Here is a 24904-nt window from a genome sequence, read left to right on the forward strand (position 1 = left end):
CCTCCCTGAAGACGGTCGGTGAGATCCGCGTCCGGGCCCGGCCGCGCGACCGCCGGGCAGGGCCCGCAGCCGGCTGCGGGGCCCCGGGGCGGTGAGCGACGCGGTACGGCCCGCCAGGCGGGCTCGTACCGAGCGTTCGGCGAGCACCTGGCAGCGTTCCAGGAGCGCCGCCGCGACCGGTCTGCCGCGCAGCGCCCGCAGGGCGGCGAGATCGTCCGGCCGGGGGTCGTAACCGGCGGCCAGCGCGTCCTGGAGGAGCTCCAGGTAGCCGCTGACGGAGCCGGGGAGGGCGGCGCGGTAGCGGGCGAGGTCGGCTAGCAGGAACGCGCGGAGCCGGCCCGCCTCACCGACCGCGTCGTCCACCGCTCCCGCGAGCCGCAGGCAGTCCTGGACATCCTCGTCGGGCAAGGGCATGGGGTGGAGGGCAACGGCGAGAGCGCGTCGGAGTACCCGCAGCTCGTCCGCACCGAACGCCATGCCGCCTCGTGATCCGTAGGGCGTGGGCATGGCGCGACAGTACGTGCTAAAGGGACAAAATCCTCTTAACTGGTCACATGTGGCGCGGCGCGTTCCCGGTGCGGGCGCACCGCCACCGTGAGGCGTCGTCGCAGGTGCGCCGGGGTGCACGGCTGCGACGACGCCTCACGGCTACAGCCGCGAGACGTTCCGCTCGTAGACCAGGCGGAGCCCGATGAGGGTCAGCCAGGGCTCGTGCTCGTCGATCACGGAGGCCTCGCCCAGCACCATTGGAGCAAGGCCCCCGGTCGCGATGACGGTCACGTCGTCGGGGTCGTCCGCCAGCTCGCGCTTCATCCGCGCGACCACGCCGTCGACCTGGCCCGCGAAGCCGTACACGATGCCCGCCTGCATGGCCTCGACGGTGTTCTTGCCGATGACGCTGCGCGGGCGGGCCAGCTCGATCTTGCGGAGCTGGGCGCCCTTCACACCGAGCGCCTCGACCGAGATCTCGATGCCCGGGGCGATGACACCGCCGGTGTACTCGCCGCGCGCGGAGACCGCGTCGAAGGTGGTGGCGGTGCCGAAGTCGACGACGATCGCCGGGCCCCCGTACAACTCGACCGCCGCGACCGCGTTGATGATGCGGTCGGCGCCGACCTCCTTGGGGTTGTCCATCAGGATCGGTACGCCGGTCTTGATGCCGGGCTCCACGAGGACGGCGGGCACGTCGCCGTAGTAGCGGCGGGTCACCTCGCGCAGCTCGTGCAGGACGGCGGGGACCGTGGAGCAGATCGCGATGCCCTCGATGCCGTCGCCCAGCTCCACGCCGAGCAGCGGGTGCATGCCCATCAGCCCCTGGAGGAGCACGGCCAGTTCGTCGGCGGTGCGGCGGGAGTCGGTGGAGATCCGCCAGTGCTCGACGATCTCCTCGCCGTCGAAGAGGCCGAGGACGGTGTGGGTGTTGCCGACGTCGATGGTGAGCAGCATCAGGCGTCGGCCTCGCCGGTGGCGGGGACCTCGCGGAAGTCCAGGCCGATGTCGAGGATGGGCGAGGAGTGGGTGAGCGCGCCGACGGCGAGGTAGTCGACGCCGGCGTCGGCGTAGGCGCGGGCGGTGTCCAGGGTGAGTCGGCCGGAGGACTCCAGCACCGCGCGCCCGGCGACGAGCGCGACGGCCTCCTCGGTCTCGCCGGGGGTGAAGTTGTCCAGCAGGATCAGGTCGGCACCGGCCTCCAGCACCTCGCGGACCTGCTGGAGGGTGTCGACCTCCACCTCGATGGCCAGGTCGGGGAACTCCTCACGGACCAGCTTGAACGCCTCGGCGACGCCGCCGGCCGCGATCACGTGGTTGTCCTTCACCAGGGCCGCGTCGGAGAGCGACATCCGGTGGTTGACGCCGCCGCCGCAGCGGACCGCGTACTTCTCCAGCGCGCGCAGCCCCGGGGTGGTCTTGCGGGTGTCGCGGACCTGGGCCTTCGTCCCCTCCAGGACGTCGGCCCACGCGCGGGTGGCGGTGGCGATGCCGGAGAGGCGGCAGAGCAGGTTGAGGGCGCCGCGCTCGCCGGTGAGCAGGTCGCGGGTGCGGGTGGTGACCGTCAGCAGCTTCTGCCCGGCGGCGACGCGCTCGCCGTCCTCGACGTGGCGCTCGACCTCGAAGTCCTCGGTGCAGACGATGGAGAGCACGGCCTCCGCGACGCGCAGGCCCGCGACGACACCGGCCTCACGGGCGGTGAAGTCACCGGTGGCGACGGCGTCCTCGGGGACGGTCGCCACGGTGGTGACGTCCACTCCGCCGTCGAGGTCCTCCTCGATCGCGACGTGCGCCACGTCCTCCACCTGGACCGGGTCGAGTCCGGCCTCGGCCAGCAGCGCGGCGAGAGAGGGGTCGAGCCCGCACTCCAGGGCGTCCGGGTCGTAGTCGTCCGAGGCGCAGCCGCAGTCGTCGCCGCAGCCGCCGGCGGACGCCGCGGGGGCTCCGATGTGGATCAGCGGAACGTCCACCGGTGTCGGGCGGTTCTCTTCGGGCGTGCTCACGGTTGCGGCTCCTCGGGGGGCGTCTGGCGGTGCGGTGGCGGTGATGGTGCGGGAATGCGGTCGGGCCGGCGCGCGTCGGTCCGGTGCGGTCAGGCGGTGCGGTCAGGCGGTGCGGTCGTCCGGCCGGCTCTCCGGGGCCACGGGGTCGAAGTCGGCGCCCGCCGTGCGGCGCACGGAGAGCGTCCGGTCTTCTCCGACGCGTACGACGAGGTGGGCGCGCCAGTCCGTGTCGTCGCGTTCGGGGTGGTCCTCGCGCCAGTGGCAGCCGCGGGTCTCCGTGCGGGCGCTCGCGGCGGCGACCAGGACCCGGGAGACCAGCAGGAGGTTGGTGGTCTCCCACGCCTCGACCCCCGGTACGGCGGCCTTCTGGGCACCCGCCCCGGACTCGGTGGCGCCGGCGTGCAGCGCCTCCAGCTCCCGGGCGGCGGCGGCCAGGCTCTCGGCGGAGCGGAGCACCCCGGCGCCCCGGGTCATGGCGCGCTGGATCGCCGTACGGTCCTCGGGGGCCAGCAGCGCGACGCGCGGGCCGCCCTCGGGGCGGACCGCCTCGGTGCGGGCGGGGCGGCGCTCGGCGATGTCGGCGGCGATGCCCTCGGCGAAGACGAGCCCCTCCAGCAGGGAGTTGGAGGCGAGGCGGTTGGCGCCGTGCACTCCGGTGCAGGCGGTCTCCCCGCAGGCGTACAGACCGGGCACGGTGGTGCGTCCGCGCAGGTCGGTGCGGACGCCGCCGGAGGCGTAGTGGGCGGCGGGCGCGACCGGGATCGGCTCGGTGACCGGGTCGATGCCGTGCTCGCGGCAGGCGGCCAGGATGGTGGGGAAGCGCCGCTCCCACATCTCGGCGCCGAAGTGCCGGGCGTCGAGGTACATGTGTTCGGTGCCGTGCAACTGCATCTGGCGGGTGATGGCCTTGGCGACGATGTCGCGCGGGGCGAGTTCCGCCAGCTCGTGCTGTCCGGTCATGAAGCGGGTGCCGGAGGCGTCCACGAGGTACGCGCCCTCGCCGCGGACCGCCTCCGATACCAGCGGCTGCTGGCCCTCGGAGCCGGCGCCCAGGAAGAGGACGGTGGGGTGGAACTGGACGAACTCCAGGTCCGAGATCTCGGCTCCGGCCCGCAGTGCGAGCGCCACACCGTCGCCGGTGGAGACCGGCGGGTTGGTGGTGGCGGAGAAGACCTGGCCCATGCCGCCGGTGGCGAGCACCACCGAGGGTGCGTGGACCGCGCCGACCCCGTCGTGCTGGCCCTCGCCCATGACGTGCAGGCTGACGCCGGCCGTACGGCCTTCGGCGTCGGTGAGCAGGTCCAGGACCAGGGCGTTCTCGATGGTGTGCAGCGCCCGGGTGCGTACCGCCTCCACCAGGGCGCGGGAGACCTCCGCGCCGGTGGCGTCGCCGCCCGCGTGCACGATCCGGTTCCGGTGGTGGCCGCCCTCGCGGGTGAGAGCGACGCCGCCGCTCCCGTCGGTGTCGAAGTGTGCCCCGGTCTCGATGAGCCGGCGCACGGCGCCGGGGCCCTCGGTGACCAGGGTGCGCACGGCCGGCTCGTCGCAGAGCCCCACGCCTGCCACCAGCGTGTCGTCGAGGTGCTGTTCGGGGGTGTCGCCCTCGCCGAGCGCGGCGGCGATGCCGCCCTGGGCCCAGCGGGTGGAGCCGTCGTCCAGGCGGGCCTTGGTGACGACGACGGTGTCGAGTCCGGCGGCGACGCAGCGCAGGGCGGTGGTGAGCCCGGCCACGCCGGAGCCGACGACCACGACGTCGGCGTCGATGGACCAGCCGGGTTCGGGGGCGGTCAGCCGTATTCCGGTCACGAGAGTGCTCCGAGGTCGAGGGGGATGTTGTCGATCAGACGGGTGTCGCCGACCCGCGCGGCGACGAGGAGGACGGCCTGGCCGCCGTCCCGGTCGTCGGGGACCTCGGTGAAGTCGGCCGGGTCCACCAGGGCGAGGTAGTCGAGTACGAGCGGCTCCGCCGCGTGTGCGGCGTCCTCCAGGACGGTACGCGCGGCGGCCCGGACGGCCTCGGCGGTGCTGCCGTGCGGCGCGAGCGCCACGGCCTGGGCGTCGGCGGCGAGGCGGGACTCGCCGAGCGCGTTGAGCCCGGCGACCCGGTCGGTGCCGGTGTGCGCGGGACCGTCGCGGCCGTCGCGCACCAGGCCGCCGGTCGCCAGGGCGCGCTCGCGCAGCGCGTGCTGGGCGGCGAGCCGGTCGCGGGCGGCGAACAGGGCGGCGGACAGGGCGAGGGCGGTGTGCCGCTGGACCGGGGACAGGAACCGGTTGCGACTGGAGAGGGCGAGACCGTCGGCGTCCCGGACGGTGGGGACGGCGGTGATCGTGATGCCGAAGTTGAGGTCGCGGACCATCCGGCGGACGAGCGCGAGCTGCTGGGCGTCCTTCTGCCCGAAGAGCGCCTCGTCCGGGCGGGTCAGATGGAGGAGCTTGGCGACGACGGTGAGCATCCCGTCGAAGTGCCCGGGGCGTGAGGCGCCTTCGAGGCGCTCGCCCATCGGTCCGGCGGTGATCCGGACCTGCGGGTCGCCGCCCGGGTACACCTCCTCGGCCGAGGGCGCGAAGACCACGTCCGCGCCGGCCGCCGAGGCCACCGCGAGGTCGGCCTCCAGGGTGCGCGGGTAGCGGTCCAGGTCGGCGGCCTCGCCGAACTGGAGCGGGTTCACGAAGACGGTGACCACGACCTGGCCGTCCGGTCCCGCGGCCTCGCGCGCGGCCCGGACCAGCGTGCCGTGGCCGTCGTGCAGCGCGCCCATCGTCATGACGACCACGCGGCGGGCACCGGTCGGGCGGGGCAGCGCCCGGAGCGCTTCGGCCGTGTGCAGCAGGACGGCGGTGCCGGCCGGCGCGGGGGCGGGTGTGGCGTTCATCGGGATTCTCCCGGCTCTCCGTCGTCGTCGGTGTGCGCGGTACCGGCCGTACGGCCCGTGCCGTCCGCGAGCACGCCGAGCAGATCCTCGGCGGACTCCGGCTTGAGCAGACCGTGCGCGAGGGCCCGGTCGGCGGTGGCGCGGGCCATCGCGAGGTACCCGGCGACCATCTGCGGTGCGTGCGCGCGCAGCTCACCGACGTGCGCGGCGACCGTGCCCGCGTCGCCGCGCGCCACCGGGCCGGTGAGGGCCGCGTCGCCGGAGCGCAGGGCGTTGTCGAGCGCGGCGCCGAGGAGCGGGCCGAGCATCCGGTCGGGGGCCGTGACCCCCGCCTTGGCCAGCAGCTCCATCGACTCGGCGACCAGGGTGACCAGGTGGTTAGCGCCGAGGGCGAGCGCCGCGTGGTAGAGCGGGCGGGCGTGCTCCTCGATCCACTCGGGCTCGCCGCCCATCTCGATGACGAGGGCCTCGGCGGCGAGCCGCAGCTCGTCGGGCGCGGTCACGCCGAAGGAGCAGCCGGCCAGGCGCTGGACGTCCACGGGCGTACCGGTGAAGGTCATCGCGGGGTGGATCGCGAGCGGTAGCGCTCCGGCGCGCAGCGCCGGGTCCAGCACCCGGGTGCCGTACCGGCCCGAGGTGTGGACGAGGAGCTGGCCGGGCCGGACGGCGCCGGTGTCGGCGAGCCCCTGGACCAGGCCGGGCAGGGCGTCGTCGGGGACGGTGAGCAGCACCAGGTCGGCGCGGGCGAGGACCTCGGCGGGCGTCACCAGCGGCACGTCGGGCAGCAGGGCGGCGGCCCGGCGGCGGGAGGCGTCGGAGACACCGGAGACGGCTACCGGGCGGTGGCCGGCGAGCTGCAGCGAGGCGGCGAGGGCGGGGCCGACGCGGCCCGCTCCCACGACGCCCACGGCGAGGCGGGCGGGGCGGTCCCTGGCGTCGAGGGGATCTGCCGGGTCTCTCGGGGATGTCGTGTTCACGCGGCTACGGCCTTCCGTTCCAGTCCGCGGGGGGTACCGGACGATTCCTCTGCATGCTACGCCAGCGCCCTGCCCCGGCTCCGCTCCGTCCACAGCCTGTGGGTAACTTCTCACGCCCGGCGCCGAGGGCTCCGCGACCGCCCGCGAAACCCCCGGGTGGGCGGCTCGGACCGGGCGGGCGATGATCGTCGCATGGCAGCAACGGACGAACAGAAGATGCGGCAGCGCAGGCTGACCGCCTGGAAGGCCTCGCACCGCATCCTGGCGCGCACCTCCTCGGACGGCACGCTCGGCGACCAGCTGGCCACCCTCGCGGCGGGTGCCGGATCGGTGTACGACACGGACGAACCGGCCGACATCTACGGCGACGGGGTCGTCGCCGAGGTCGAGAACCGGGTGGCCGGGCTGCTGGGCACGGAGGCTGCGGCGTTCTTCCCGACCGGCACGATGGCCCAGCAGGTCGCGCTGCGGTGCTGGGCGGCGCGTACCGGCAACGCCACCGTCGCCCTGCACCCGCTCGCCCACCCCGAGGTGCACGAGCGGGGGGCGCTCGGCGCGGTGAGCGGGCTGCGGACGGTGTACCCGACGACCGCGCCCCGGCTGCCCACCGCCGAGGAGGTCGCCGACTTCGCGGAACCGTTCGGCACCCTGATGCTGGAGCTGCCGCTGCGGGACGCCGGTTTCGTGCTGCCGACCTGGGAGGAGCTGACCGAGGTCGTGGCGGCGGCCCGGGAGCGGGACGCGGTGGTGCACCTGGACGGCGCCCGGCTCTGGGAGTGCACCGAGCACTTCGGGCGCGGGCTGCCGGAGATCGCGGGCCTGGCCGACAGCGTCTACGTCTCCTTCTACAAGTCGCTCGGCGGCATGTCCGGTGCGGCCCTGGCCGGTCCCCGGACGCTGGTCGAGGAGGCCCGCACCTGGCGGCACCGCTACGGCGGCCAGCTCTTCCAGCAGTACCCGGCCGCGCTCGCCGCCCTCATCGGCCTGGAGAACGAGCTGCCCCGACTGCCCGCTTACGTGGCCCATGCCAAGGTGGTCGCCGCGGCGCTGGCGGAGGCGTTCGAGGAGTCGGCGGTGCCGTGGTTCCGGCTGCGCCCCGAGCCCCCGCACACCCACCAGTTCCACCTCTGGCTGCCGTACTCCACCGAGGTGCTGGACGAGGCCTCGGTGCGCCAGGCCGAGGAGACGGGCGTGACGCTCTTCCGGCGCTGGTCGGCGGGCTCCCAGTTGCCGCCCGGGGTCGCGTACACCGAGGTCACCGTGAACGCGCCGGGGCTGGAGTGGACGGCCGAGGACGTGGCGGAAGCGGTGCGCGCGTTCGTCGCACGCCTGGGCTGATCCCCCTCACACCGGGGCGGGGCGGGCCCGCCGCCGTCACCACCGGGGCCAGGCCACGTCCCGCCTGCGGGTTTCCGCCTCGCGGTGCGCGCGGTACCGGCGGCGGAGGTCGCGCAGGACGTCCCGGTCGTGGGTGCCGGGCAGGGGTGGCGGGCGTTCGCCGTCGCGGGCCGCACGCCAGGTGTCGTACATCTGCTGCTGTATCGCGTCCATGGCTTCAGCCTGCGCGGCCCCACCCCGCACCGCGCGTCGATTGACGGCCCCCGTCAAGCGATGTGCACGCGGGGCCGGGCACCCCGCACCATGGTCGGGTGAGCGTGACCATCGACATCGCCGGGCTGCCCGCCGACGCAATCGTCTTCGAGACCTCGCCCCTGGCCGAGCTGGGTACGGCCCTGCACGCGCTCTCGGAGCCGGGGCACCACCCCGGTCTGCACGGCTGGGTCACCGCGACCGCCGCCGCGCTCCCGCCGGACCTCGCCGACCGGCTGCACGAGGGGGAGTTCCTCTGGCGGAACACCTTCTCCGACATCTTCCTGCCGTTCGCGGGCGTCGCGGGCGGCGGCGGCCATCCCGGTGCCACCCTCGCCGAGGACCTGGACATCCTGGACCGCCTGGACGACGAGCGGTTCGTTTCGGCCGCCCTGGAGTTCACCTCCTGCACGTTCCACGGCGCGTGCACGGGCTCCCCGCTGACGGACGCGGCGGCACGCGAGCGGGCCCGTGACATGGCCGCCGCGCGCGGCCCGCGCCAGACGGAGTTCACCGAGCGGCTGCTGGCCGACCCCGGCTCGGTGCGCGCCTGGCTCCGCCGGCTCTTCGAGGACTGCGAGGCGGCGTTCTTCGCCGACACCTGGAACCGGGCGCGCGTCCCGCTGGTCGCCGACGCCCGGCACAAGACGGAGGTGCTCCGCCGCAAGGGACTCGGCGAGGCGGTCGGCGCGGTCTCGGCGGCGCTCTCGCTGAGCGAGGAGGGCGACCGGATCGTGATCGACAAGCTGAACGCGGCCCGCACGACCGCGACCGGCCCCGGGGTGAAGCCCGGCATCACCCTCGTCCCCACCGGTTTCGGCTGGCCGCACATGATGATCGGGCACGCTCCCGGCTGGCGGCCGGTGATCCTCTATCCGGTGCACCGGCCCGAGCTGCCCTCGCCCGCCTCGGTGGAGTTCGTCCGGCTGCGTCTGGAGGCGCTGGCCCATCCGCTGCGGCTGCGGCTCTGCCGCAACCTGGCCCGCTCCCCGCACACCACCGGCGAGCTGGCCGACGCGCACGGCATCACGTCCCCGGAGGTCTCCCGGCACCTGTCGGTGCTGAAGAAGGCGGGCCTGGTCACCACGCGACGGCGCGGCCGGTACGTACTGCACCAGCTGGATCTGACGGTCGTCGCCAGGCTCGGCACCGACTTCCTGGAAGGCGTGCTGCGGTGACCGCCGCGAGGCGTACCGCGGTGACCGGGGGCACGGCGGGGTGGGTCAGCGCCCGCCACCGCCCGCTCTGACCAGCCCCGACTCGTAGGCCATGACGACGACCTGGACCCGGTCGCGGAGTCCGAGTTTGGTGAGGATGCGGCCGACGTGTGTCTTCACGGTGGCCTCCGAGAGCACCAGCCGGCCCGCGATCTCGCCGTTCGACAGCCCCTGCGCGACCAGCAGCATCACCTCGCGCTCCCGTTCGGTGAGCCGCTCGACGCGCTTGTCACCGGGCTCGGAGGTGGTGCTCGGCAGCATCGGGGAGAACCGGTCCAGCAGCCGCCGGGTGGTGGACGGCGCGACGACGGCGTCCCCGCTGTGCACCGAGCGGATCGCGTTCAGCAGTTCCCCGGGCGGCACGTCCTTGAGCATGAAGCCGCTGGCCCCGGCCTTGAGGCCGGTGAAGGCGTACTCGTCCAGGTCGAAGGTGGTCAGGATGAGCACCTTCGGCGGATTCTCCTGTGCGCAGATGCGGCGGGTCGCCTCCACCCCGTCCAGCCTGGGCATGCGGACGTCCATCAGGACGACGTCCACGGCGGTGGCGCGGAGCACCTCGATCGCCTCGGCGCCGTCGCCCGCCTCGGCGACCACCTCCATGTCCGGCTGCGCGGCGAGCACCATCCGGAAGCCGGTGCGCAGGAGCGCCTGGTCGTCGACGAGCATCACGCGGATGGCGGCCATGGGTCGGGGGTCCTGTCCGGTAGGAGGTAGGGGGGTCACGCGGCGGGTTTCAGCGGGAGCAGCGCGCTGATCCGGAAGCCGCCGCCGGGGCGCGGTCCGGCGTCGAGGGTGCCGCCGACCATGCCGACGCGTTCCCGCATGCCGATCATGCCGTGGCCGGCGCCGTCCGCCCCGCCGTCCTCGTACAGCTCGTGCGGGGCGCCGCGTCCGTCGTCCTCCACGAGCAGTCCGAGACCGTCGTCGAAGTAGACCAGCCGCACGCTGGCCCCGGCGTCGGGGCCGCCGTGCTTGCGGGTGTTGGTGAGCGCCTCCTGCACGATGCGGTACGCGGTCAGTTCCACGCCGCTGGGCAGGGGGCGCGGGGTTCCCTCGACGGTGAAGTCCACCGCGAGGCCCGCCTTGCGGACCTGGGCGACGAGTTCGTCGATCTGCTCGACGTCGGGCTGGGGGACGTACTCGCGGCTCGCCTCGGAGTCGCCGGTGCGCAGCACGCCGAGCAGTCGGCGCATCTCGGCGAGGGCCTGCCGGCCGGTGGTGGAGATGGTCTCCAGGGCCTGGCGGGCCTGATCGGGCGCCGCGTCCATGACATAGGCGGCGCCGTCGGCCTGGACCACCATCACGGAGACGTTGTGGGCGACGACGTCGTGGAGTTCGCGGGCGATCCTGGCGCGCTCGGCCGCGACGGCGACCTTGGACTGGGCCTCGCGTTCGCGTTCCAGCCGGGCGGCCCGCTCCTCCAGCGCCCGGAAGTACGCCCGCCGGGTCCGCAGGGAGTCGCCGAGCACCCAGGCGAGTACGAACGGCACGGTCAGCACGACCACCACGAAGGCCTGCTGGGCCCAGCCGCCTTGCTCCTCCGGCCAGCGCGCCTGCGAGAGCCCGGCGGCGAGCAGGCCGCAGCCCAGCGCCAGCCGGGACGCCCAGCGCTCCCCGGAGGCGGCGACGGTGTAGATGATCACCAGCAGGGCGAAGTCGGCGATTCCCGTCTCGACACCGAGCGCCAGCTGGGCGATCCCGATGCCGAGGGCGAGCAGCAGCATCCGCTCCGGCATCCGGCGACGCAGCGCCACCACGACGCAGAGCCCCAGGATGACCGGCACCGTGCAGACCCGCTCCCGCAGCCCTGCCGGGGGCTCGGCCACGAAGGCCGCCGCGGAGAGCCCGAGGAGGACGACGGCCCAGAAGCAGTCGACGCCCGTCGGGTGTCTGCGGAGGAAATCGTAGAGGCGCTGCACCTTGCCAGCGTAGGGAAGAGCGCGGGGTGCCCGGGTCAGCCGGAGGGGCGATCCGCTCCCTCGGCCCGTACTCCCCAAGGTGGAGAGATGCCGGAGACCGATGCCGGAGACTTGGCCCGTGACGGACGAATGGCTCGGATGGGGTGCGGCGGCGCGGGCCGCCCTGTACGGCGACGGGGGCTTCTACCGGAGGCCGGAGGGGCCGGCCGGGCACTTCCGTACCTCGGTGCACGCGTCCCCGCTCTTCGCCGCGGCGGTGGCCCGGCTGCTGGCGGGTACGGCGGCGGAGCTGGGGACGGACACCGTCGCCCTGGTCGACATGGGCGCGGGGCGCGGGGAGCTGGCCGCCGGAGTGCTGGCCGCCGCCCCGGCGGGGCTGACCGTCACCGCGTACGCCGTCGAGCTCGCGGACCGTCCGCCCGGCCTGGATCACCGGATCGAGTGGTGCGAGCGGTTGCCCCGCGGCGTCACCGGGCTGTTGTTCGCCAACGAGTGGCTGGACAACGTGCCGCTCGACGTCGCCCAGGTGGACGCGGACGGCGTCGCCCGGTACGTCCTGGTCCGGGCCTCTGACGGCGCGGAGCGGCTGGGAGATCCGGTGTCCGGCGCGGACGCGCGGTGGCTGGAGCGCTGGTGGACACCGGGCGCCCCCGGCGACCGGGCCGAGATCGGGCTGCCCCGCGATCTGGCGTGGGCCGAGGCGGTCGGCTCGCTGGCGGCGGGGTGCGCGGTGGCCGCGGACTACGCGCACCTGCGCGGCGCCCGGCCGCCGTTCGGGACCCTGACCGGCTTCCGGGCCGGCCGCGAGGTGGCCCCGGTGCCGGACGGTTCCTGCGACCTGACCGCCCACGTCGCCCTCGACGCCTGCGCCGCCGCCGGGACGCCTCACGGCGGCCCGGGGCCCGAACTCGTCGACCAGCGCACCGCGCTGGGCCGGCTCGGCGTCACCGGTGGCCGGCCGCCGCTGGCGATGGCCTCCACCGACCCCGCCGGGTACGTCCGGGCGCTCGCGTCGGCGGGTGAGGCGGCCGAACTCACCGCGCGCGGTGGCCTCGGCGACTTCGGGTGGCTGGTGCAGCGGGTGGGGTGAGCGGGACCGCCCGTCCGCGCGCAAGGAATACTGGGCCGCATGACGGAGACGACGGTCGGCATCGGTGGCGCGGCGGAGAGCACCGACATGGTGCTCAACATCGGTCCGCAGCACCCCTCCACGCACGGTGTGCTCCGGTTGCGGCTGGTCCTGGACGGCGAGCGCATCCTCAGCGCCGAACCCGTCATCGGCTACATGCACCGGGGCGCCGAGAAGCTCTTCGAGGCCCGCGACTACCGGCAGATCGTGATGCTCGCCAACCGTCACGACTGGCTGTCGGCGTTCTCCAACGAACTCGGTGTGGTGATGGCGGTCGAGCGGATGCTCGGCATGGAGGTCCCCGAACGCGCCGTCTGGACGCGGACCCTCCTCGCGGAGCTGAACCGGGTCCTCAACCACCTGATGTTCCTCGGGTCGTACCCTCTCGAACTCGGCGGCATCACACCGATGTTCTACGCGTTCCGGGAGCGCGAGGAGCTCCAGGCCGTGATGGAGGAGGTCTCCGGCGGCCGGATGCACTACATGTTCAACCGGGTCGGCGGCCTCAAGGAGGAGCTCCCGGCGGGCTGGCTCGGCCGGGCGCGGGACGCGGTGGCCTCCGTACGCTCACGGATGGACGTGTACGAGGACCTGGTGCTCGGCAACGAGATCTTCCGGGCCCGCACCCGTGACGTCGGGGTGCTGACCGCCGGGGCGGTGCACGCGTACGGCGTGTCCGGACCGATCGCCCGTGCCTCCGGTGTCGACTTCGACCTGCGGCGCGACGACCCGTACCTCGCGTACGGGGAACTGGCGGACGTACTGAAGGTGGTCACCCGGACCGAGGGCGACTGCCTGGCCCGCTTCGAGTGTTTGCTGGAGCAGACGGTCAACGCGCTGGACCTCGCGGACGCCTGCCTGGACCGGATGGACACCCTGGCGCCCGGGCCGATCAACCAGCGGCTGCCCAAGGTGCTCAAGGCCCCCGAGGGCCACACCTACGCCTGGACCGAGAACCCGCTCGGCATCAACGGCTACTACCTGGTCTCCAAGGGCGAGAAGACGCCGTACCGGCTGAAGCTCCGCTCCGCCTCGTTCAACAACATCCAGGCGCTGACGGAACTGCTGCCGGGCACCCTGGTCGCCGACATGGTCGCGATCCTGGGCTCGCTCTTCTTCGTCGTCGGGGACATCGACAAGTAGTCGGGGGACGCCGACGGGCGAAGGCGCCCGCCGGGGGGGTGCGCCCCCGGACAAGCGCTCCGTCAGGAAGCCGCGCCCCGCAGGCCGGAGGGGCCGGGGCGGTTCTGGGTGTCCTGCTGGGTGAGGTCGATGACCTTGCCCACCGCGCGCGGATCACCGGCGTGGCTGCGGTGCACGGCCAGCGCCTCTTCCCCCACCACGTCCGCGAGGTCCTCCTCCTGGACGGGCCGGGGCGGCTGTCGCCGCGCGGCGGCCCCGGAGGACGTACCCGTACCGGGGACCGGGGCGCCCTCGATCTGGCTGCCGAAGAAGTCGAACCCGCCCTGCGGCACCTGCGCCCGGCGCGGCGCGGTGTACGGCACGACGGCCGAGGCCGCCGGGACCGTACGGGCCACCCGGGCCGGCACCGGGGACGGCCCGGCCGCACGGGGTGCGGGCAGCGCGGGCTGCGGGCCGGGCCGCCGGGTGGCGAGGTCGGCGGGGTGAGTGCCGTCGCCGCTGGTGCCGTTGGTCCGGTGGTCGTCGAACCGGCCGCCGGAGTCCGCGTGGCCGCCGCCCGTTCGGGCGCCGTACTCACCGGCCGCCGCGTGACGGCCCCTCGGGCCGTCCGCCTCCGCCGCCGACTCCCGGGCGCGCTCGGCGAGATCCCGCTGCCGGGCCTGCTCGGCGGTCCGGCGAGCCTGCTGGAGCGCGGCGTTGCGGGGCAGATCGCGCAGGGCCCGGGCGGCGGCGAGGTACGCGGACGGGGTGGGCGTGGAACGGGCGGGCGGCAGCGCGATCGGGGTGGCCGCCGCCTCGATGGCGAGCTGCCGGCGGCCCTCCAGCGCACTGGCCCGCTCGGTCTCGGCGGTGGCGTACCGGCGCAGCAGCCCGGCGTGTTCCCCACGCAGTCCGGCGAGTTCCATCCGCTTGGAGCGGAGCTTGGTCTCCAGCCGGGTGCGCAGCTCCCGCGCTTCCTCCAGGTCCTGTTCCAGCTCCGCGACCCGTTCCTCGGCCCGCCATTCGGCGCCGGCCTGGGCGCGCCGGAGTTCCGCGACCCGCAGTCCGGCCGCCTGGTCCCAGGTACGCATCAGATACGCGCCGACGAGACCGGTCGCCGCGGCTGCCGCGGCGAGCAGGCGCAGCGTGAGCGTGTCCACGGGCAGCCACGCGCCGGCGGCCAGCACGACCGACACTCCGGCCACCGCGGAGGTCGGCAGCAATGTGTGAAGGGGTGGCGAATGGCGATGACGTCCACGGGGCATGGCTGGAATTTACCGCGTGCGATCGGCGTTCGGGAGGCCGCCCGGCAATCTGTTCCCGCGCGGTTACCTGACACAGCGTCGAACAACGCGGCCCGCGCTCTCTCGCCCCGCTTTCCGCCGACCGGGATTCCGCGCGGAAATCCCGGCCGGCGGATAGCCCGGCGGTTACCCGCCGGTCAGCCGATCAGGCCCTTCGACGTCAGGTACTCCTTCGCGACGTCCGCCGGTTTGGCGCGCTCCGCGTCGACCTTGCGGTTGAGTTCCGCGAGATCCTCCGTGGTCAGAGCACCGGTGACCTTCGCCAGCAGGGCGGCGACCTCCGGCGACCCGGCGTCCTTGGCATTCACCACGGGAAGGAGGTTGTCGGCGTTCTGGAGGTGCTTGTCGTCCTCCAGGAAGACCAGGTCGTAGGCGTCCAGGACGGCGTCCGTGGTGGTGCTCAGCACGAGCTGGTCCACCCCGTCCTTGACCGCCTGCTTGGCCTGCGGAGTTCCGACACCCTTGGGGTCGATACCCGCCACGTCGATGCCGTACGTCGCCTTCAGCCCGGGGGCGCAGAAGGGCCGGACCGCGCACTCGTCACCCGCCGCGATCTTCACTTTGATCTTCGACTTACCAAGATCGGAAAGGGTCGTCAGCTTGTTCTTCGCGGCGAATTCCTTGGTCACCGCGAACGCATTCTGATCGACCGCCTCTCCGGCCGGAAGGACCTTCAGTCCGAGCGGGGACGCCAGCTTCTCCAGCGCGGCGACGGTGGCCGCGACGTCACCGGAGGCGACCGGGGTCTTCTCCGCCTCCTTCGCGCCGTTCACCTTGGCGTTGAGGAATTCCGCGAGGGTCGCCGCGTATTCGGGGATGACGTCGATCTCGCCCTTCTCCAGGGAGGGTTCGTACAGCTCCCGGTTCTCCACGGTGGTGATGGAGGTTTTCCAGCCGCCGTCGCTGAGGATCTGGGAGTACAGCTCGGCAAGCACCTTCGACTCGGTGAAGGCGGCGGAGCCGATGACGAGGCTGCCCTTCTCGGCCTCCGCCGGGGCGGAGGCACCACTCTTGCCGCTGTCCTTCTCCAGGCTGTCGCCCCCGCAGGCCGCGAGCGACCCGGCCAACGCGATCGTCCCGATGACCGCACCCGCTATGCGCGAGGTTCTGCTCATGTTCCTTCTCCGTCCACGACTGTTGTGTCTCTTGAGGCTGATGGAGCTGACGAGTTGAGGGAAGGGCGCCGGGCGGCGCTCACGCCCGGCGCCCCCGCCGCCGCAGCGGCGAGAGCAGCCGGTCGAGCGCCAGCAGTACGCCCTCCACCACCAGGGCGAGCAGGGCGACCAGGACCGCTCCCGCGAAGACCTGCGCGGTGTCGTACCGGTTGAATCCGGCGGTGATGACCCGGCCGAGCCCGCCGAGTCCGGCCATCGCCGCGATCGAGGCGGTGGCCACCACCTGCACGGCGGCGGACCGCAGTCCGGCCATGATCATGGGGTGGGCGAGCGGCAGCTCCACCCGGAAGAAGACCTGTGCCCCGGACATCCCCATGCCCCGGGCGGCCTCCACCACCGCGCGGTCCACCCCGGTCATGCCGACGTAGGTGTTGGTGAGCAGCGGCGGTACCGCGAAGAGCACCAGGGCGATCACCGTCGGCAGATACCCGGAATTGCGCATCGGCGTGAGCATGAACAGGGCGAGCACCGCGAAGACGGGCACCGCCCGGCCCACGTTGGAGATGTTGATGGCGAGCGCGCCGCCCCGGCCGAGGTGGCCGAGCCGGAGCCCGAGGGGCAGCGCGAGCGCGCAGGCCACCAGGAGCGCGAGCCCGCTGACCCAGAGGTGCTCGGCGAGGCGGTGCGCCGCACCGTCCGGGCCGGACCAGTTGGAGCCCGTGACCAGCCAGGTCCAGGCATCCGCTACCACTCCCACGGCTTCAGCCCGCCTTCTTCGTCGCGGCCCCGGCCACCGGCACGGGTTGCGGCGCCGGCTCTGTCACGGTCTCCCGGGCGCCCGCCCGTACCCGGGTCCACGGCGTCAGCCACCGCTGCACGGCGAGCAGCAGCAGGTCCGCCGCGACGGCGAGCAGCACGCAGAGCACCGAGGCGGCCAGAACCTGGGCCTTGAAGAGGCTCGGCAGGGCGTCCCGGATGAGGTTGCCGAGGCCGCCCTTGCCGACGAGTGAGCCGACCGTGGTGAGCGCCACGGTGGACACCGAGGCGATCCGCAGACCGGCCATCAGCGCGGGCAGCGCGAGCGGGATCTCGACCTCCCAGAGGAGCCGGGCGGGGCCGTATCCCATGCCGCGCGCGGCCTCCTTGGCCTCCTCGGGCACCGCTTCCAGCCCGGCCAGGATGTTCCGTACGAGGATGGTCAGCGAGTACAGCACCAGTCCGGTGACCACCAGCGCGGCGGACAGCCCGAACACGGGCAGCAGCAGGGAGAACATCGCCAGCGAGGGCACGGTGTAGATCACCGTGGTCAGTCCGAGGACCGGCCCGGCGAAGTGGCGCCCCCGACGGGCGAGAAGAGCCAGCGGGAAGGCGATCACCAGTCCGATCGCCACCGACACGGCCGTGATCCAGACGTGTTGGAGGGTCGCGTCCGTCAACTCCCCACTGCGGGAACGCACGTACTCGCCGCAGATCCAGTCGTTCGTCACCAGGCAGTTCGATCCGGCCATCCGCTCCCACGTCCCCTTCCCCCGTAACGTCCCGATTCCGGGGTACGGACCCTTCCCGGGCCTTTCGGCGGCGGGCACGGCGGCGAGCCTATCCTCGTGCACGGACACGCACCCAGGCCGTCCCGTTCCGGCAACACGCCCGTCACAAAGGGCGTGCCACAAGGGGGAATCATGATCCGCTTCGAGAACGTCACCAAGCGGTACGACGACGGCACGACGGCCGTCGACTCGCTCTCCTTCGAGGTGGCCGAGGGCGAACTCGTCACGCTCGTGGGGCCATCAGGATGCGGCAAGACGACCACCATGAAGATGGTGAACCGGCTGATCGAACCGACCGAGGGACGCGTGTACCTCGACGGCGAGGACATATCCGCGATCGATCCCGTCCGGCTCAGGCGCCGCATCGGCTATGTGATCCAGCAAGTGGGCCTCTTCCCGCACAGGACGGTTCTGGAGAACACCGCCACCGTGCCCCATCTCCTCGGATGGAAACGCGCGAAGGCCCGCGAGCGGGCGGCGGAACTGCTGGATCTGGTCGGTCTCGACCCGTCCGTGCACGGCGACCGCTACCCCGAGCAGCTCTCCGGCGGCCAGCGCCAGCGCGTCGGTGTGGCAAGGGCATTGGCCGCCGATCCGCCGGTCCTGCTGATGGACGAGCCCTTCGGCGCGGTCGACCCGGTGGTCCGCGAGCACCTCCAGAACGAGTTCCTCGGACTCCAGGAGCGGGTGCGCAAGACCATCCTCTTCGTCACCCACGACATCGAGGAGGCCGTACGCCTCGGCGACCGGATCGCCGTCTACGGGCAGGGCAGGATCGAGCAGTTCGACACCCCCGCCCGGGTGCTCGGCGCCCCCGCCACCCCGTACGTCGCGGACTTCGTCGGCGCCGACCGCGGCCTGAAGAGGCTCGTCGTCACCCCCGTGGAGGAGGCCGACCTCGACCGCCCGCCGGTCGTCCGCCCCGGCGAACCGCTCCGGGACGCCACCGCGCGGATCGCCGGGGAGGGCGCCCGGTGGGCGGTGGTGCTGGACGAGGAGGACCGCCCGCTGGGCTGGCTGCCCGCCGGGACGGAGCCGGCGCCGTCCCTCGGTGCGGACGCCACCGTCCGCGAGGGTCTGCGCCCCATGGACGCCCGCCTCCCGCTCGGCGCCCCGCTCCGCCAGGCCCTCTCCGCGATGCTCCAGCACGACGCGGGATGGATCGCGGTCGTGGACGACGAGGAGTCGGGCCGCTACCTCGGTGCCCTCACCCCCGGCCGGCTCCACGAGGCCCTGCGCCGCTCGATCGGCGCGGACGCGGACGACCGGCCCCGGTCGCAGGTCGCGCTGGAGACGGTCACGTCGGTGGCCGGCCCGGCCCGCTGACCGGATACCGGCTGGGCCCCCTGACGCCGACCGTGCCCCGGTGCCCACGGCGCCGGAGCGGGCGAGCCCAGCATGACCCCGAACGAAAGGCCCTACGCTGGACGTATGAGTACGTTGCGCGGACGGGGCACGGTCGAGGGCCTGCCGGAGTGGGACCGCTGTGCGGTCATGGGTGTCGTCAACGTGACCCCCGACTCCTTCTCCGACGGAGGCCGGTGGTTCGACACCACGGCCGCGATCAAGCGCGGGCTGGCCCTGATGGCCGACGGCGCGGACCTGATCGACGTCGGCGGTGAATCGACGCGGCCCGGCGCGAGCCGGGTCGACGAGGACGAGGAGCTGCGCCGGGTGGTGCCCGTCGTACGGGGCCTGGTCGCCGAGGGCGCCGTGGTCTCCGTGGACACCATGCGGGCCCGGGTCGCCGAGCAGTCCGTCGCGGCCGGGGGTGTGCTCGTCAACGACGTCAGCGGCGGTCTGGCCGACCCCGACATGGTCCGGGTGGTCGCCGAGACCGGTGCGCCGTTCGTGGTGATGCACTGGCGCGGCTTCAGCGAGTCCATGAACGCGCGGGCGGTGTACGCGGACGTGGTCGGCGAGGTCGTCACCGAACTGCGCGCGCGCATGGACGCCGTGGTCGCGGGCGGGGTGGCACCCGAACGGATCGTGATCGACCCGGGCCTCGGCTTCGCCAAGGACACCGCCCAGGACCTGGCGCTCGTCGCGCACCTGGACGCGCTGCACGATCTCGGCCGGCCGCTGCTGGTGGCCGCCTCCCGGAAACGGTTCCTCGGGCACACCCTGGCCGGTCCGGACGGCACCCCGCCCCCGGCCCGGGAGCGCGACGCGGCGACCGCCGCGATCTCCACGATCTCCGCCGGCGCGGGTGCCTGGGCGGTCCGGGTCCACGAGGTCCGGTCCAGCGCCGACGCCGTACGCGTGTGCCGTGCCGTCGAAGGAGCCGTGTGACCACGCCGCCCGCGGGTTCCGACGAGAACGGCGCCCCCGGCACCCCGGACGCGGCGGCTGACGTAGCCGCCGTCGAACGGGCGAACACCGACTTCTACGAGGCGATGGAGAGCGGCGACTACGAACGTCTCGCCGACCGCTGGCTGCCCGGCGAGGACCTCACGGTCTCCTGCGTCCACCCCGGCTGGCCGGTGCTCCGGGGCCGCGGCGACGTGCTGCGCAGCTACGCGCTCATCATGGCGAACACCGAGTACATCCAGTTCATCCTGACCGACGTCGACATCGCCATGACCGGGGACACCGCCCTGGTCAACTGCACGGAGAACATCCTCAGCGGTGGCCCCGCCGAGGGGGACGACACCGTGGGCCCGCTGGTCGGCCAGCTGGTCGTCGCGACCAACGTGTTCCGGCGCACCCCGGACGGCTGGAAGCTCTGGTCCCACCACGGGTCGCCGGTACTGACCGAATCCGACGAGGAGCCCGAGCGGGAATCCCCGGCCTGATCCGGCCCACGGCGCGACCCCGCGCGAGTGTCCCGGCCCGATCCGGCCCACGGCGCGACCCCGCGCGGGATTGAGCCCCCCGGACAGCGGGTATACGCGGACACCAGCGTCCGAGGGCGCGGCGGCCGCTCCTCCCGGGGCGACCGCCGGACGTGCCCCACCTACCCGACGCCCCGCCCTGTCGGTGCTCGCGGGTAGATTCGGGAGAAGGCGTCTTCGCCGGGGCGCGGTGCCGGTATGCCGGGCGCGCGGGCCCGGCACCCTCCGAAAGGAAGGTTCCCGCGCCCCGTGGACCAACAACAGCAGGAGTGATTCGCGTGGATCGTGTCGCGCTGCGCGGCCTCAAGGCCCGTGGACACCATGGCGTCTTCCCCCGGGAACGCGAAGAAGGCCAGACCTTCATCGTGGACCTGTCCCTGAGTCTGGACACCCGGGCCGCAGCCGCCGCCGACGATCTCTCGCGGACCGTGCACTACGGCATCGTCGCGGAAGAGGTCGTCGCCATCGTGGAGGGCGAGCCGGTCGATCTGATCGAGACCCTCGCCGAACGCATCGCCCAGCAGTGCCTCAAGCACGAGGGAGTCCACGAGGTCGAGGTGGTCGTCCACAAGCCGGACGCCCCGATCACGGTCCCCTTCGACGACGTGACCATCACCATCACCCGGAGCCGAGCATGACAGCATTTTCCGCCCGCGGGCAGAGCGACCCCACTGTCCAGCCGGTGCCGGCCTCGGTCGTCCAGCAGGTGGACGACGCCGACATCACCCTCTCCAACCCCAAGCGGGCCGTGATCTCCCTCGGCTCCAACCTGGGCAACCGCCTGGAGACCCTCCAGGGCGCCATCGACGCCCTGGAGGACACCCCCGGCGTCCGGGTCAAAGCGGTCTCCCCGGTGTACGAGACGGAGCCCTGGGGCGTGGAGCCCGGCTCCCAGCCCTCGTACTTCAACGCGGTGGTCGTCGTGAAGACGACGCTGCCGCCGTCCTCGCTGCTGGAGCGCGGCCAGGCCATCGAGGAGGCGTTCGACCGGGTCCGCGAGGAACGCTGGGGACCCCGCACCATCGACGTCGACATCGTCGCGTACGCCGACGTGGTCTCCGACGACCCGCACCTCACGCTGCCGCACCCCCGCGCCGGCGAGCGGGCCTTCGTCCTCGCGCCCTGGCACGACGTGGACCCCGAGGCCCAGCTGCCGGGCGCCGGTCCCGTCGCGGGGCTGCTGGCCGCGATCGGCCGGGACGGCGTACTGCCCCGGGCCGACCTGGAACTCCGCCTGCCCGAGTGATCCCCCGCCCCGGGGACCGGTGTGCCGGCCTGCGACGGGTACGCGGGATCACGGGGCGGTCCTCAGTCGTTAGGCTCAGGGCAGACATGACCGCGTGACGGATCGCGGGCGGCGAAGGGCGGCATGACCGGTGAAGCAACTACGGCTCCGAGTGCTGGCCGGCCTCTTCGCCGCCGCGGGCGTGCTCTCCTGGGCCGCCGCCCGCCTCTGGGACTCCCTCGGCACCCTGCCGAGCGTCCCGCTGGCGGCACCGATCGTGCTCGCGGCCATCGCCGCGGTCCTGCTGGCGACGGCCCTCTCGCTGCGCTCCCGGCTCCGCGCCCAGCGTGAGCGCCGCCCCGGGGCCAAGGGCGTCGAACCGCTGATGGCGGCCAGAGCCCTCGTCTTCGGCCAGGCCAGCGCCCTGGTGGCCGCACTGGTCGCCGGGATGTACGGCGGCACCGCCGTGTTCCTGCTGAGCCACCTGGACCTGGCGCCCCGCCGCGACCAGGCGATCTACGCGGGCGCCGCCGTGGTGGCTTCCTTCGCCGTCATCGCCGCGGCCCTCTTCCTGGAGCACGTCTGCAAGCTCCCCGAAGACCACGACGACGACAAGAGCGTGGCCGCGGCCTGAGACCGGGACCGACCCCTCGGAGCCCCGGCCCGCCCGAGCGTGCCCGTACGCCTCAGCGCGCCATGATGAGGCTCATCGCCTCGGCCCGCGTCGCCGGGTCGCGGAGCTGCCCGCGCACGGCCGAGGTGATCGTCTTCGCGCCGGGCTTGCGGATGCCGCGCATCGACATGCACATGTGCTCGCACTCGATGACGACGATGACGCCGCGCGGTTCCAGGATCTCCATCAGGGACTCGGCGACCTGCGTGGTGAGCCGCTCCTGCACCTGCGGCCGGCGGGCGTAGACGTCCACCAGGCGGGCCAGCTTGGAGAGCCCGGTGATCTTCCCCGAGGTCGCCGGGATGTACCCCACGTGCGCGACCCCCCGGAACGGCACCAGGTGGTGCTCGCAGGTGGAGAAGACCTCGATGTCCTTCACCAGGACCATCTCGTCGTGCCCCAGGTCGAACGTGGTCGTCAGGACGTCCGCGGCCTCCTGGAAGAGCCCCGCGAAGATCTCCCGGTACGCCCGCGCGACGCGCCCCGGGGTCTCCAGGAGCCCCTCACGGTCCGGGTCCTCGCCCACGGCGATCAACAGCTCCCGTACGGCGGCCTCGGCCCGCTTCTCGTCGAACTCGCCGTACGGGCCGTTCGCGTGAGCGCCGTCCAGCGTCACCGGGTCGGTCATCTGTGCCTCGTTCCTCTGCGCGCCGGCTGCGCGGTGCCTGCGCGGCCAGCAGAAAAGCCGCGCCCCCACAGGCTAAAACCTGGGGGGCGCGGCATCCATTCCGGTGCGGGCGGGCGGCGGGTGAGGGCCGTCACACCCGGTCGGTGCGGAGGTCAGCTCTCCGGACGGTCCTCCGAGGGGAGTTCCTTGGCCGGGGCGGCGTCCGAAGGAGCCGCCGAGCCGTTGGCACCGGCCGAGCCGTTGGTCAGGGCCAGCTCCTTCGGCGAGAGCACCGGCGGACGCGTCGACGGGGTACGCCGGGCGGAGCCGGTCCACGCCGGGCGGGCCGGACGCTTCACGAGCGGGGCGAAGATCTCCGCGATCTCCTCCTTGCCCAGGGTCTCCTTCTCCAGGAGCTGGAGGACCAGGGTGTCGAGGATGTCGCGGTTCTCGACCAGGATCTCCCACGCTTCGTTGTGGGCGGTCTCGATGAGCTTCTTGACCTCTTCGTCGACGAGCCCCGCGACCTCTTCCGAGTAGTCGCGCTGGTGGCCCATCTCACGGCCCACGAAGGGTTCGGTGTTGTCGCCGCCGAACTTGATCGCACCGAGCCGCTCGGTCATGCCGTACTGCGTCACCATCGCGCGGGCCGTGGCGCTGGCCTTCTCGATGTCGTTGGCGGCACCGGTGGTCGGGTCGTGGAAGACCAGCTCCTCCGCCGCGCGCCCGCCCAGCATGTACGCGAGCTGGTCGAGCATCTCGTTGCGCGTCGTGGAGTACTTGTCCTCCTCCGGGAGCACCATCGTGTAACCGAGGGCACGGCCGCGGGAGAGGATCGTGATCTTGTGCACCGGGTCCGACTGGGGTGAAGCCGCCGCGACCAGGGCGTGTCCGCCCTCGTGGTACGCGGTGATCTTCTTCTCCTTCTCGGACATGATCCGGGTCCGCTTCTGCGGGCCGGCCACGACGCGGTCGATCGCCTCGTCCAGGGTGGAGTTGTCGATCAGCTTCTTGTTGCCGCGCGCCGTGAGGAGCGCCGCTTCGTTCAGCACGTTCGCGAGGTCGGCACCGGTGAAGCCGGGGGTACGTCGGGCGACGGCGTTCAGATCGACGTCGTCGGTGACCGGCTTGCCCTTCTTGTGCACCTTGAGGATCTCCAGGCGCCCCAGCATGTCCGGGCGGTCCACGGCGATCTGACGGTCGAAACGGCCCGGACGCAGCAGCGCCGGGTCGAGGATGTCCGGCCGGTTGGTCGCGGCGATCAGGATCACGCCGCCCTTGACGTCGAAACCGTCCATCTCGACGAGCAGCTGGTTGAGCGTCTGCTCGCGCTCGTCGTGACCGCCGCCCATACCGGCACCGCGGTGCCGGCCGACGGCGTCGATCTCGTCGACGAAGACGATCGCCGGGGCGTTCGCCTTGGCCTGCTCGAAGAGGTCACGGACCCGGGAGGCACCGACACCGACGAACATCTCGACGAAGTCGGAGCCGGAGATCGAGTAGAACGGCACGCCCGCTTCGCCGGCGACGGCGCGTGCGAGCAGCGTCTTGCCCGTACCGGGCGGCCCGTAGAGCAGGACACCCTTCGGGATCTTGGCGCCGACGGCCTGGAACTTCGCCGGCTCCTGGAGGAACTCCTTGATCTCCTGGAGCTCCTCGACGGCCTCGTCCGAGCCCGCCACGTCGGCGAACGTCGTCTTCGGCGTGTCCTTGGTGATCAGCTTGGCCTTGGACTTGCCGAACTGCATGACCTTGGAGCCGCCGCCCTGCATCTGGTTCATCAGGAACAAGAAGATGACCACGATGAGGACGAAGGGCAGGAGCGACAGCAGGATCGAGAGGAACGGCGACTGCTTCGACGGCGAGACGGTGTAACCCTTCTCGATGTCACCGCTCTCGAACTTCTGCTGCAGCGTGTCGGCGAGGTCGACGCCCTGGCTGCCGATGTAGCTGGCCTGGAACTTGCTGCCGGACTCGCCCTTGAGCTTCTGGCCGTCCTTCAGCTCGATCTTGAGGATTTGTTCGTCACCGGTGGTCAGCTTGGCCGACTCCACCTGGTTCTTGCTGATCGCCTGGACCACCTTGGCGGTGTCCACCGTCTTGTAGCCGCCGGACGAGCCGACGACCTGCATCAACACGACCACGGCGAGGACGGCCAGCACGATCCACATGACCGGCCCACGGAAGTATCGCTTCACGTCCATCCATACGGAGCGAAGTCGCCCCGTCCCTCCTGCCCGTAGGTAAATGCTGCTGTGAGATTGAGACTGCTCTTCGGAC

At 73.0% G+C, this 24904-nt stretch carries 25 protein-coding genes; 10 read left to right on the plus strand and 15 right to left on the minus strand.

Going from position 1 to position 24904, the window contains the following annotated elements; translation table 11 throughout:
- The 6 genes from ACWD3D_RS08810 to ACWD3D_RS08835 all read right to left on the minus strand — a co-directional run.
- The coding region (locus ACWD3D_RS08810) for a hypothetical protein (RefSeq protein WP_451460228.1) at positions 1 to 477 on the minus strand (477 nt) is incomplete at its 3' end.
- 171 nt (positions 478 to 648) lie between these two features.
- On the minus strand, positions 649 to 1446 hold the full coding sequence (locus tag ACWD3D_RS08815) for a type III pantothenate kinase (protein ID WP_451460203.1): 798 nt from the start codon (positions 1444 to 1446) through the stop codon (positions 649 to 651).
- The gene (gene nadC, locus ACWD3D_RS08820; protein ID WP_451460204.1) at positions 1446 to 2492 is read right to left on the minus strand and encodes a carboxylating nicotinate-nucleotide diphosphorylase; all 1047 of its coding nucleotides are present in this window, start codon (positions 2490 to 2492) and stop codon (positions 1446 to 1448) included. The genes ACWD3D_RS08815 and nadC overlap by 1 nt, the downstream gene beginning before the upstream one ends.
- Positions 2493 to 2594: 102 nt before the next feature.
- Positions 2595 to 4298, minus strand: coding sequence for an L-aspartate oxidase (locus ACWD3D_RS08825; protein ID WP_451460205.1), 1704 nt, complete (start codon positions 4296 to 4298; stop codon positions 2595 to 2597).
- A complete protein-coding gene (gene panC / locus ACWD3D_RS08830) occupies positions 4295 to 5365 on the minus strand; it encodes a pantoate--beta-alanine ligase (protein WP_451460206.1) in 1071 nt (356 codons plus the stop codon). Before panC ends, ACWD3D_RS08825 begins: the two co-directional genes overlap by 4 nt.
- Entirely contained in the window at positions 5362 to 6342 is a 981-nt protein-coding gene (locus tag ACWD3D_RS08835) for a Rossmann-like and DUF2520 domain-containing protein (protein WP_451460207.1), read from the minus strand. Before ACWD3D_RS08835 ends, panC begins: the two co-directional genes overlap by 4 nt.
- A gap of 192 nt (positions 6343 to 6534) precedes the next feature.
- Here ACWD3D_RS08835 and ACWD3D_RS08840 point away from each other — a divergent pair, with 192 nt between their 5' ends.
- On the plus strand, positions 6535 to 7680 hold the full coding sequence (locus ACWD3D_RS08840; protein WP_451460208.1) for a threonine aldolase family protein: 1146 nt from the start codon (positions 6535 to 6537) through the stop codon (positions 7678 to 7680).
- Between the two features lie 36 nt (positions 7681 to 7716).
- Here ACWD3D_RS08840 and ACWD3D_RS08845 read toward each other — a convergent pair whose 3' ends face one another.
- Entirely contained in the window at positions 7717 to 7893 is a 177-nt protein-coding gene (locus ACWD3D_RS08845; protein WP_451460209.1) for a hypothetical protein, read from the minus strand.
- 104 nt (positions 7894 to 7997) lie between these two features.
- Here ACWD3D_RS08845 and ACWD3D_RS08850 point away from each other — a divergent pair, with 104 nt between their 5' ends.
- Positions 7998 to 9110, plus strand: coding sequence for a DUF5937 family protein (locus ACWD3D_RS08850; protein ID WP_451460229.1), 1113 nt, complete (start codon positions 7998 to 8000; stop codon positions 9108 to 9110).
- A 45-nt stretch (positions 9111 to 9155) separates the two neighbouring features.
- Here ACWD3D_RS08850 and ACWD3D_RS08855 read toward each other — a convergent pair whose 3' ends face one another.
- Both ACWD3D_RS08855 and ACWD3D_RS08860 read right to left on the minus strand, forming a co-directional pair.
- Positions 9156 to 9833, minus strand: coding sequence for a response regulator (locus tag ACWD3D_RS08855; RefSeq protein WP_451460210.1), 678 nt, complete (start codon positions 9831 to 9833; stop codon positions 9156 to 9158).
- A gap of 35 nt (positions 9834 to 9868) precedes the next feature.
- Positions 9869 to 11068: a sensor histidine kinase gene (locus ACWD3D_RS08860; protein WP_451460211.1), complete on the minus strand. Its 1200-nt coding sequence runs from the start codon at positions 11066 to 11068 to the stop codon at positions 9869 to 9871.
- 118 nt (positions 11069 to 11186) lie between these two features.
- Here ACWD3D_RS08860 and ACWD3D_RS08865 point away from each other — a divergent pair, with 118 nt between their 5' ends.
- Both ACWD3D_RS08865 and ACWD3D_RS08870 read left to right on the plus strand, forming a co-directional pair.
- Positions 11187 to 12158 (plus strand): SAM-dependent methyltransferase, encoded by a 972-nt coding sequence (locus ACWD3D_RS08865; protein WP_451460212.1) that lies wholly within the window; start codon positions 11187 to 11189, stop codon positions 12156 to 12158.
- A 39-nt stretch (positions 12159 to 12197) separates the two neighbouring features.
- Positions 12198 to 13340 (plus strand): NADH-quinone oxidoreductase subunit D, encoded by a 1143-nt coding sequence (locus ACWD3D_RS08870; protein ID WP_451460213.1) that lies wholly within the window; start codon positions 12198 to 12200, stop codon positions 13338 to 13340.
- A 62-nt stretch (positions 13341 to 13402) separates the two neighbouring features.
- Here ACWD3D_RS08870 and ACWD3D_RS08875 read toward each other — a convergent pair whose 3' ends face one another.
- The 4 genes from ACWD3D_RS08875 to ACWD3D_RS08890 form a co-directional block, all read right to left on the minus strand.
- The gene (locus tag ACWD3D_RS08875; protein WP_451460214.1) at positions 13403 to 14584 is read right to left on the minus strand and encodes a hypothetical protein; all 1182 of its coding nucleotides are present in this window, start codon (positions 14582 to 14584) and stop codon (positions 13403 to 13405) included.
- A 176-nt stretch (positions 14585 to 14760) separates the two neighbouring features.
- Positions 14761 to 15738, minus strand: coding sequence for a glycine betaine ABC transporter substrate-binding protein (locus tag ACWD3D_RS08880; protein ID WP_451460215.1), 978 nt, complete (start codon positions 15736 to 15738; stop codon positions 14761 to 14763).
- Between the two features lie 79 nt (positions 15739 to 15817).
- The gene (locus ACWD3D_RS08885) at positions 15818 to 16495 is read right to left on the minus strand and encodes an ABC transporter permease (protein WP_451460216.1); all 678 of its coding nucleotides are present in this window, start codon (positions 16493 to 16495) and stop codon (positions 15818 to 15820) included.
- Between the two features lie 4 nt (positions 16496 to 16499).
- Positions 16500 to 17246 (minus strand): ABC transporter permease, encoded by a 747-nt coding sequence (locus tag ACWD3D_RS08890; protein WP_451460217.1) that lies wholly within the window; start codon positions 17244 to 17246, stop codon positions 16500 to 16502.
- A gap of 171 nt (positions 17247 to 17417) precedes the next feature.
- On the opposite strand from ACWD3D_RS08890, the gene ACWD3D_RS08895 reads away from it, so the two are divergent.
- The 6 genes from ACWD3D_RS08895 to ACWD3D_RS08920 all read left to right on the plus strand — a co-directional run bounded on the left by ACWD3D_RS08895 (position 17418) and on the right by ACWD3D_RS08920 (position 21978).
- Positions 17418 to 18611 carry an ABC transporter ATP-binding protein gene (locus ACWD3D_RS08895; RefSeq protein ID WP_451460218.1) on the plus strand — a complete coding sequence of 398 codons (1194 nt, stop codon included), beginning with the start codon at positions 17418 to 17420 and terminating at the stop codon, positions 18609 to 18611.
- A 105-nt stretch (positions 18612 to 18716) separates the two neighbouring features.
- On the plus strand, positions 18717 to 19577 hold the full coding sequence (folP, locus tag ACWD3D_RS08900; RefSeq protein WP_451460219.1) for a dihydropteroate synthase: 861 nt from the start codon (positions 18717 to 18719) through the stop codon (positions 19575 to 19577).
- A complete protein-coding gene (locus ACWD3D_RS08905; RefSeq protein WP_451460220.1) occupies positions 19574 to 20080 on the plus strand; it encodes a nuclear transport factor 2 family protein in 507 nt (168 codons plus the stop codon). Before folP ends, ACWD3D_RS08905 begins: the two co-directional genes overlap by 4 nt.
- A 317-nt stretch (positions 20081 to 20397) precedes the next feature.
- The gene (gene folB / locus ACWD3D_RS08910; protein WP_451460221.1) at positions 20398 to 20757 is read left to right on the plus strand and encodes a dihydroneopterin aldolase; all 360 of its coding nucleotides are present in this window, start codon (positions 20398 to 20400) and stop codon (positions 20755 to 20757) included.
- A complete protein-coding gene (folK, locus tag ACWD3D_RS08915; protein WP_266707356.1) occupies positions 20754 to 21365 on the plus strand; it encodes a 2-amino-4-hydroxy-6-hydroxymethyldihydropteridine diphosphokinase in 612 nt (203 codons plus the stop codon). Before folB ends, folK begins: the two co-directional genes overlap by 4 nt.
- Positions 21366 to 21495: 130 nt before the next feature.
- A complete protein-coding gene (locus tag ACWD3D_RS08920; protein ID WP_328720189.1) occupies positions 21496 to 21978 on the plus strand; it encodes a DUF3180 domain-containing protein in 483 nt (160 codons plus the stop codon).
- Between the two features lie 52 nt (positions 21979 to 22030).
- On the opposite strand, the gene folE is transcribed toward ACWD3D_RS08920, so the two are convergent.
- On the minus strand, positions 22031 to 22645 hold the full coding sequence (gene folE / locus ACWD3D_RS08925) for a GTP cyclohydrolase I FolE (protein ID WP_451460222.1): 615 nt from the start codon (positions 22643 to 22645) through the stop codon (positions 22031 to 22033).
- 152 nt (positions 22646 to 22797) lie between these two features.
- Complete coding sequence (gene ftsH, locus ACWD3D_RS08930; RefSeq protein WP_451460223.1) at positions 22798 to 24828, minus strand: ATP-dependent zinc metalloprotease FtsH; 2031 nt, start codon at positions 24826 to 24828, stop codon at positions 22798 to 22800.
- Between the last annotated feature and the right edge of the window lie 76 nt (positions 24829 to 24904).

The organism is Streptomyces sp. NPDC002690 (assembly GCF_053592415.1).

Coding starts and splice junctions, on each gene's coding strand:
- ACWD3D_RS08815 (WP_451460203.1), bottom strand. CDS start 1,446: ATGCTGCTCACCATCGACGTCGGCAACACCCACACCGTCCTCGGCCTC.
- panC (WP_451460206.1), bottom strand. CDS start 5,365: ATGAACGCCACACCCGCCCCCGCGCCGGCCGGCACCGCCGTCCTGCTG.
- ACWD3D_RS08840 (WP_451460208.1), top strand. CDS start 6,535: ATGGCAGCAACGGACGAACAGAAGATGCGGCAGCGCAGGCTGACCGCC.
- ACWD3D_RS08845 (WP_451460209.1), bottom strand. CDS start 7,893: ATGGACGCGATACAGCAGCAGATGTACGACACCTGGCGTGCGGCCCGC.
- ACWD3D_RS08855 (WP_451460210.1), bottom strand. CDS start 9,833: ATGGCCGCCATCCGCGTGATGCTCGTCGACGACCAGGCGCTCCTGCGC.
- ACWD3D_RS08870 (WP_451460213.1), top strand. CDS start 12,198: ATGACGGAGACGACGGTCGGCATCGGTGGCGCGGCGGAGAGCACCGAC.
- ACWD3D_RS08875 (WP_451460214.1), bottom strand. CDS start 14,584: ATGCCCCGTGGACGTCATCGCCATTCGCCACCCCTTCACACATTGCTG.
- ACWD3D_RS08880 (WP_451460215.1), bottom strand. CDS start 15,738: ATGAGCAGAACCTCGCGCATAGCGGGTGCGGTCATCGGGACGATCGCG.
- ACWD3D_RS08890 (WP_451460217.1), bottom strand. CDS start 17,246: ATGGCCGGATCGAACTGCCTGGTGACGAACGACTGGATCTGCGGCGAG.
- ACWD3D_RS08895 (WP_451460218.1), top strand. CDS start 17,418: ATGATCCGCTTCGAGAACGTCACCAAGCGGTACGACGACGGCACGACG.
- folP (WP_451460219.1), top strand. CDS start 18,717: ATGAGTACGTTGCGCGGACGGGGCACGGTCGAGGGCCTGCCGGAGTGG.
- folK (WP_266707356.1), top strand. CDS start 20,754: ATGACAGCATTTTCCGCCCGCGGGCAGAGCGACCCCACTGTCCAGCCG.
- folE (WP_451460222.1), bottom strand. CDS start 22,645: ATGACCGACCCGGTGACGCTGGACGGCGCTCACGCGAACGGCCCGTAC.
- ftsH (WP_451460223.1), bottom strand. CDS start 24,828: ATGGACGTGAAGCGATACTTCCGTGGGCCGGTCATGTGGATCGTGCTG.